The sequence below is a fragment of the Phenylobacterium aquaticum genome (genome assembly GCF_947378715.1).
Taxonomy (GTDB): domain Bacteria; phylum Pseudomonadota; class Alphaproteobacteria; order Caulobacterales; family Caulobacteraceae; genus Phenylobacterium; species Phenylobacterium aquaticum_A.
Window position 1 is genome coordinate 1 of record NZ_CANCLE010000190.1, and the last position, 6,732, is coordinate 6,732.

A 6,732-nucleotide genomic window follows, 5' to 3' on the forward strand; every position below is an offset into this window, starting at 1 on the left:
CCAAGACCATGAAGGCGGCGATCATCGACCCGGGCGGAGAGACGCCGCGCCTGATGGGCGCCCTGAAGGACCATGGGCTGACCCTGGAGAAGATCTGGATCACCCACGGCCACCTCGACCACGCCGGCGGCACGGCGGCGCTCAAGGCCATGACCGGCGTCCCCATCGAGGGGCCGCACCGCGACGACGCCTTCTGGATCGACGAAATCGAGACCTCCGGCGCCCGCTATGGCATGCCGGACGCCAAGGTCTTCACCCCCGACCGCTGGCTCGAGGACGGAGATGTGGTGACGCTGGGCGAAACCGAGTTCGAGGTCATCCACTGCCCTGGCCACACCCCCGGCCACGTGGTGTTCTTCCACCGCGAGGCCCATTTCGCCCAGGTTGGCGACGTGCTGTTCCAGGGCTCGATCGGCCGCACCGATTTTCCGCGCGGCAGCTATGCCGACCTGATCGCCTCGATCACCGGCAAGCTCTGGCCGCTCGGCGACAATGTCGCCTTCGTCCCCGGCCACGGCCCGATGTCGACCTTCGGGGCGGAGCGGAAGACCAATCCCTTCGTGTCCGACGAGGCGCTCAGCGACGCCTGAGGCCGACCGGGGGCGCTTAGCTTTCAGTCGTGAAATCTGGCTGTTACGCGGAGGTATAAGATGCCCAGGATGGACACCGCCACCGATCCGCCCGCCGCTCGCATCCTGATGGTCGATGACGACCCGGGAATCCGCGATGTGGTCTCCGACTTCCTGGGCAAGCATGGATACGCCGTCGAGACCGCTGGCGACGCCCGCGAGATGGACGCCGCCATGGCGCGCGGCCCGATCGACCTGGTGGTGCTGGACGTCATGCTGCCGGGCGAGGACGGCCTGGCCATCTGCCGCCGGCTGTCGGGCAATGACGGCCCGCCGATCATCATGCTCTCGGCCATGGGCGAGGACACCGACCGCATCGTCGGCCTGGAGCTCGGCGCCGACGACTATCTGCCCAAGCCCTGCAATCCCCGTGAGCTGTTGGCGCGGGTCCGCGCCGTGCTGCGCCGGGCGGAATTGCGCGGGACCGGGAGCTCTGGCGGCGCCGGCTGCGAGTTCGCCGGCTGGCGTCTCGACCTCATGCGCCGCGAACTGCGCTCCCCCGACAGCGTGGTGGTCAATCTGTCGTCCGGCGAATTCTCCCTGCTTCGCGCCTTCGTCGAACGACCGCAGCGGGTGCTGACCCGCGACCAGCTGCTGGACTTCGCCCGCGGTCCGGACTCTGACGCCTTCGATCGGGCCATCGACGTGCAGATCTCCCGCCTGCGCCGCAAACTGGACGACGGTGCGGCCGGCCAGGACCTGATCCGCACGGTCCGCAATGAAGGCTATATGTTCAGCGCCAAGGTGCGGCGGACGTGATCCGCCTCTGGCAGGGGCGCCCCACGGCCTCGCTGTTCGGACGGCTGCTGATCCTGGTGGGAGCCAGCCTGCTGGCCGCCCAGCTGATCAGCGTGGTGCTGATCTTCGTCCTGCCCCCGCCCATCCCCGACTTCTACAGGTTGGGCGAGGTGGAACAGGCCCTGCGCGGGGCGGCGCCCGTCTCCAATGATCGCCGGCCCCTGGTGATGCGGGTTTCCGCCAAGCCGCCTTCGGCGGTCGTCGAGGGGCGGATGACCGCCGTGATCCGCGCGCGCCTGGCCGATGACCTCGGCGTGCCGGTCGACGCCGTGGTGATCGGCGGCGATCACAGCCCCTTCTCAGACCGCCGCGTGTTCCGCATCCTGCGCGACCGGATGGCCCGGGAGGGCGGTTCCCGCGACGAACACTTCCTGGTCGCCCCCTTCGCCCTGGGCGTCCGCCAGCCGGACGGCCAATGGAAGATCGTGCGGCCGGAAGGGTTCGGCCTGGAACCGTGGCAGCAGCGCATGGTGCTGTGGTTCGTGCTCTCGACCCTGGCCATGGCGCCGGCCGCCTATATCTACGCCCGGCGCATCTCCCTACCCCTGAAGCAGTTCGCCGACGCCGCCGAACGCCTGGGTCGCGACCCGCGCGGCGCGCCGCTGTCCCTGTCGCTCAAGGGCACCGCGGAGATCAATGTCGCCGCTGACGCCTTCAACGAGATGCAGGAGCGGTTGCGTCTCTATGTGGAGGACCGCACCGCCATGGTGGGCGCCATCGCCCACGACCTGCGCACGCCCCTCACCCGGCTGCGGTTCCGGATCGAGAACGCGCCGGACGATCTGCGGATCAAGATGGCCGCCGACATCGACCAGATGGAGGAGATGATCTCTGCGGCCCTGACGTTCGTGCGCGACGCCAGCCGGCCCGGCGACCGCACCCGCCTGGAGCTGTCCTCGCTGCTGGAAAGCATCTGTGACGAAATGGCCGAAACCGGCGCTGACACCGAGGTCGAGCGCGGCGAGAAGGTGATCCTGGAGGGCGATCCCATCGCCCTGCGCCGCCTGTTCGCCAATCTGGTCGAGAACGCCGTGAAGTTCGGCGATCGGGCCCGGGCCAGGGTCTACAAGGACGGCGCCGTCGCCATGGTCGAGATCGAGGACGACGGCCCCGGCATCCCGCCTGAGGACGCAGAGCGGGTGTTCGAGCCCTTCTACCGCCGTGAGCCGTCGCGCAGCCGCCAGACCGGCGGCATCGGCCTGGGGCTCGCCGTGGTCCGCTCCGTGGTCCGCAGCCATGGCGGGGATGTCACCCTGGAGAACCGCCCGGGCGGCGGCATGACCGCGCGCGTCCAGCTGCCGCTCTAGGTCTGGTTGCGAGGCGTCGGAGCTTCCAGCCGCCCGTTCGCCGCGAAGAACTCCGGTCGTGACGAATTTGCGCAACCCTCTCGCGTCTCAAGGGTTTCCAAGACCGTAACTGACCACACGGCGTCGCTTCATCCCCCCGGGGCGGCCCACATCAGGAGCAGCCGATGGACCTCGATCCCAACGCCAAGCCGAAGTCCCGTCGCGGGTTCGCGGCTATGAATCCCGAACGACGCCGCGAGATCGCCCGCAAGGGCGGCGCGAGCGTGCCGGGCGAGAAACGCAGTTTCGCCAAGGACCGCGATCTGGCCGCCACGGCCGGGCGCAAGGGCGGAGAATCCTCCCGTGGCGGCGGCAGAACCCCGACGACGCGCGAGAGTTGAACCCTCGCCATTCCAGACCTGCAGCGCCTCCCGGGCTGTCCCGGGGGGCGTTCAGGCGTGCAACAGCACCATGGCGAAGGCCGGGTCAGGCCATTGCCAGACGGTCTCGATCCGCCATCCGGCCGGCCGCGCCAGGGCCTCGAAGCCGGCCAGGGTGAACTTGTGGCAGTTCTCCGTGTGCAGCCGCTCGCCGGCCGCAAAGCGGAAGGTCCGGCCCGCCACCCGCACCGTCTGCTCCGCCTGGCTTTCCAGATGCATCTCGATCCGCCCCTCGTCAGGGTTCCACACCGCCAGATGGCGGAAGGCGGCCAGGTCGAAGGTGGCGTCGAGCTCGCGGTTCATCCGCGTCAGCAGGTTCATATTGAAGGCCGCCGTGACGCCCTGGGCGTCGTCATAGGCCGCGATCAGGATCTCAGGCGCCTTGATCAGGTCGATGCCGACCAGGAAGGCCGCGCCCTCCCCCAACAGCTTGCGCGCCGAGGTCAGGAAGGCCGTCGCCTCGTCGGGCCGGAAATTGCCGATCGTCGAACCTGGGAAGAAGCCGACCACCGGCCGGTTCCGCGCCGCCGAGGGCAGGTCGAGGGCGGTGGTGAAGTCATCGACCAGCGGCGCGATCTCCAGGTCCGGATAGTCACGGCGCAGGGCCTCGACTGCGCCGGCCAGGGCGTCGGGGCTGATGTCGATGGGCGCATAGACCGAAAGCTGCGGAGCGGCGTCCAGCAGGATACGCGTCTTGGTGCTGGCGCCGCTGCCGAACTCGACCAGGGCCGCGCCGCCGGGGATGGCCCGCGCCATCTCGCCCGCCTTGGCGCGCAGCAGGGCCGTCTCCGTGCGCGTGGGGTAATATTCCGGCAGGTCGCAGATGTCCTCGAACAGCCGCGAGCCATCGGCGTCGTAGAAATACTTGGCCGACAGCTGCTTGTGCGGGCGCGACAGCCCCGCCAGCACATCGGTCGCGAAGGCGCTCGCCGCGCGCGGAACCATCGCGACCTTGGGGTCGGCGTCGCGGGCCAGGCGCAGGCCCGAGAACATCCAGCGCTGCTCCGGATGGAAGAAGTTGCGATAGCTGGCCCGGGTGTGGCCCGGCGGCGTGGCGCAGCATCCGCCGCGCAACACCATCTGTCCGCTCATGAACTTGCCGTTGTATTCCCCGACCGCGCCCTCGGCGGGGCGGAAGCCCGGATAGGGGCCATAGGCGCTGCGGGTCCATTCCCAGAGGTCGCCGAACATCTGGCGCAGGCCTGAGCCTGCCGGGTCGGCGGGATGGGCGGTGAAGCGGCGGCGGTCGGCGAAGTGGCCGCGAACCGGCAGGGCCTGAGCCGCCAGCTCCCACTCCGCCTCGGTCGGCAGGCGCGCGCCAGCCCACGTAGCGAAGGCGTCGGCCTCGAAATAGCTGATATGGGCGACGGGACATTCGGGGGCGATGGGAACCTGCCCCTGCAGGGTCATGGCCCGCCAGCCGTCCTCGGCCTCTTCCCAATAGAGCGGGCTCGCCCAGCCCTCAGCCTGAACCCGCGCCCAGCCCTCGGACAGCCATAGGTCGGGCCGGCGATAGCCGCCGTCGTCCATGAAGGCCAGCCACTCGCCATTGGTCACCAGCCGATCGGCCAGGCTGAAGGGTTCAAGCCAGACCTTGTGGCGTGGTCCCTCATTGTCGAAGCCGAAGCCGTCGCCCGCTTGGCCGATTTCCACCAGCCCCCCGGTGAAGCCGATCCAGTCCAGCGGCCCGGGCTCGTCCGTCACCGGGTGCGGCGCCGGACGCTGATAGGCGGGCTTCAGCGGCGACTGGGCGAACAGGTGCAGGAGGTCCATCAGGATCAGCTCCTGATGCTGCTCCTCATGGGCCAGGCCCAGTTCCACCAACGCAGTGATCTCGTCACAGTCGCCGGCCAGCAGACGCGCCATGCCGGCGTCCACATGGGCGCGATAGGCCAGAACCTCGTCGAGGCCCGGCCGGGTCAGCAGGCCGCGCTGAGGCCGGGGTTGCCGGGCCCCCAGCGCCTCATAATAGGAATTGAACAGATAGCCGTAGCGGGGGTCGAACACTGCGTAGTCCGCCAACTGCGGACCGAGCAGGAAGGTCTCGAAGAACCAGGTGGTGTGGGCCAGGTGCCATTTGGAGGGGCTGGCGTCCGGCATCGACTGGGCCGCGAGGTCCTCCGGCGACAGGTGGGCGACCAGGGCCTCGGAGGCCAGGCGCACCTCGGCGTAGCGGGCGGCCAGGGCGCGGGCCGGAAGGCCGCGCAAGGGGGCGGGCAGCGGGCCCGCGTCGTCCAAAGGCGCCATCGTCCATCCCCTGTCGAAATTGTCCCGGGATCTAGCCATGGCCCGCCCAGACGCGGCCAGGAAACGCCGGACCTCGGCTCCCGTTCCCGAAACAATTGGGATGTTTCGAGCAATGCGCAAGGCCAAGGCGGCGCTTGTCTTGGTTGGCCTCGCATTGCGGTCGCCTCTGGCCTAGGGCCGCCAGGAATGCGAGGTCTTCCAACCTGTACTCGCGCCTGGGAGCCCGATTTGGATTCGTTCCGCTTTCGCCTGATCGCCGCCCTGGTCGCCACCCTCGCCCTGGCGGGTTGCCAGGCCAAGGTCACCCGCTCTCCCTGCCCCAAGGGGCAGGTCTGCGTGGAGTACGGCAACAACGCCGAAGCCGCGAGCCTGGACCCCCAGAAGGCCAATCTGGTCGATGAGGCGACGATCATCTCCGACCTGATCGTCGGCCTGACCACCGACGCCCCGGACGGCAGCCCGGTCCCGGCGCTCGCCACCGGATGGGAGACCAGCGCCGACGGCCTGGTCTGGACGTTCCATCTGCGCGACGCGGTCTGGTCCGACGGGGTCCCGGTGACGGCCGACGACTTCGTCTATGCCTATCGCCGCATCCTCGATCCCCAGACCGCCTCGATCTACGCCTATCTGCTGTACATCCTGAAGAACGGTCAGGCCCTGAACGAGGGCAAGGCCAGCCCCGATGCGCTGGGCGTCCGCGCCCTCGACGCCCACACCCTGCAACTGACCCTGGAGCATCCGGCCCCCTATCTGCCGGAGATCGCCAAGCACCAGAGCTTCTTCCCGGTGCCCAAGCATGCGGTGGAGAAATGGGGCGACGCCTGGATCCAGCCGGCCCACTTCGTCGGCGATGGCCCCTACTCCCTCGTGGAATGGCGGCTGGGCGACTACATCCGGGTGCAGAAGAACCCCCGCTACTTCGACGCCGACAAGGTCTGCATCGACCGGATCAACTACTATCCGACCCCCGACGCGGTGATGGCCGAGCGCCGGGTGCTGCGGGGCGAGCTGGACGTCAACACCATGTTCCAGTCGAACCGCATCGGCCGCATGCGTCAGACCATGCCGGACACGGTGCGCACGGGGACCATCCTGGCGACGGCCTACCTGTCGTTCAACACTCACGATGTCGCCGCCTTCCGCGACATCCGGGTCCGCAGGGCGCTGTCGGAAGCGATCGACCGCGACTTCCTGACCACCAAGCTCCTGCGCGCAGGGCAAAAGCCCGCCTATGCCTTCGTGCCGCCAGGCGTCGCCAACTATCCGACCGGCGCCCAGGTGTTCTGGGCCAAGAAGACCCTGGCGCAGCGCCAGGCCGACGCCCGCAGGCTG

General features: G+C 69.1%; 6 protein-coding genes. 5 read left to right on the plus strand and 1 reads right to left on the minus strand.

The window, feature by feature from the left end; translation table 11 throughout:
• The 4 genes from Q7P21_RS18245 to Q7P21_RS18260 all read left to right on the plus strand — a co-directional run.
• The coding region (locus Q7P21_RS18245) for an MBL fold metallo-hydrolase (RefSeq protein ID WP_304178561.1) at positions 1-590 on the plus strand (590 nt) is incomplete at its 5' end.
• Positions 591-650: 60 nt separating this feature from the next.
• Positions 651-1,388 carry a response regulator gene (locus tag Q7P21_RS18250; RefSeq protein WP_304172022.1) on the plus strand — a complete coding sequence of 246 codons (738 nt, stop codon included), beginning with the start codon at positions 651-653 and terminating at the stop codon, positions 1,386-1,388.
• Positions 1,385-2,734, plus strand: coding sequence for a cell wall metabolism sensor histidine kinase WalK (locus Q7P21_RS18255; protein ID WP_304172023.1), 1,350 nt, complete (start codon positions 1,385-1,387; stop codon positions 2,732-2,734). Before Q7P21_RS18250 ends, Q7P21_RS18255 begins: the two co-directional genes overlap by 4 nt.
• 164 nt (positions 2,735-2,898) lie before the next feature.
• Positions 2,899-3,114 carry a general stress protein gene (locus tag Q7P21_RS18260; RefSeq protein ID WP_304172025.1) on the plus strand — a complete coding sequence of 72 codons (216 nt, stop codon included), beginning with the start codon at positions 2,899-2,901 and terminating at the stop codon, positions 3,112-3,114.
• Between the two features lie 51 nt (positions 3,115-3,165).
• On the opposite strand, the gene egtB is transcribed toward Q7P21_RS18260, so the two are convergent.
• Complete coding sequence (egtB, locus tag Q7P21_RS18265; protein WP_304178570.1) at positions 3,166-5,400, minus strand: ergothioneine biosynthesis protein EgtB; 2,235 nt, start codon at positions 5,398-5,400, stop codon at positions 3,166-3,168.
• Between the two features lie 228 nt (positions 5,401-5,628).
• Between egtB and Q7P21_RS18270 the strand changes: the two genes are divergently transcribed.
• On the plus strand, positions 5,629-6,732 hold a 1,104-nt coding region (locus Q7P21_RS18270; RefSeq protein WP_304178578.1), incomplete at its 3' end, for a peptide ABC transporter substrate-binding protein.

What these genes read in the sequence shown, in the direction of transcription:
- Q7P21_RS18250 (WP_304172022.1), top strand. Translation starts at nt 651, where the DNA reads ATGCCCAGGATGGACACCGCCACCGATCCGCCCGCCGCTCGCATCCTG.
- Q7P21_RS18260 (WP_304172025.1), top strand. Translation starts at nt 2,899, where the DNA reads ATGGACCTCGATCCCAACGCCAAGCCGAAGTCCCGTCGCGGGTTCGCG.
- egtB (WP_304178570.1), bottom strand. Translation starts at nt 5,400, where the DNA reads ATGGCGCCTTTGGACGACGCGGGCCCGCTGCCCGCCCCCTTGCGCGGC.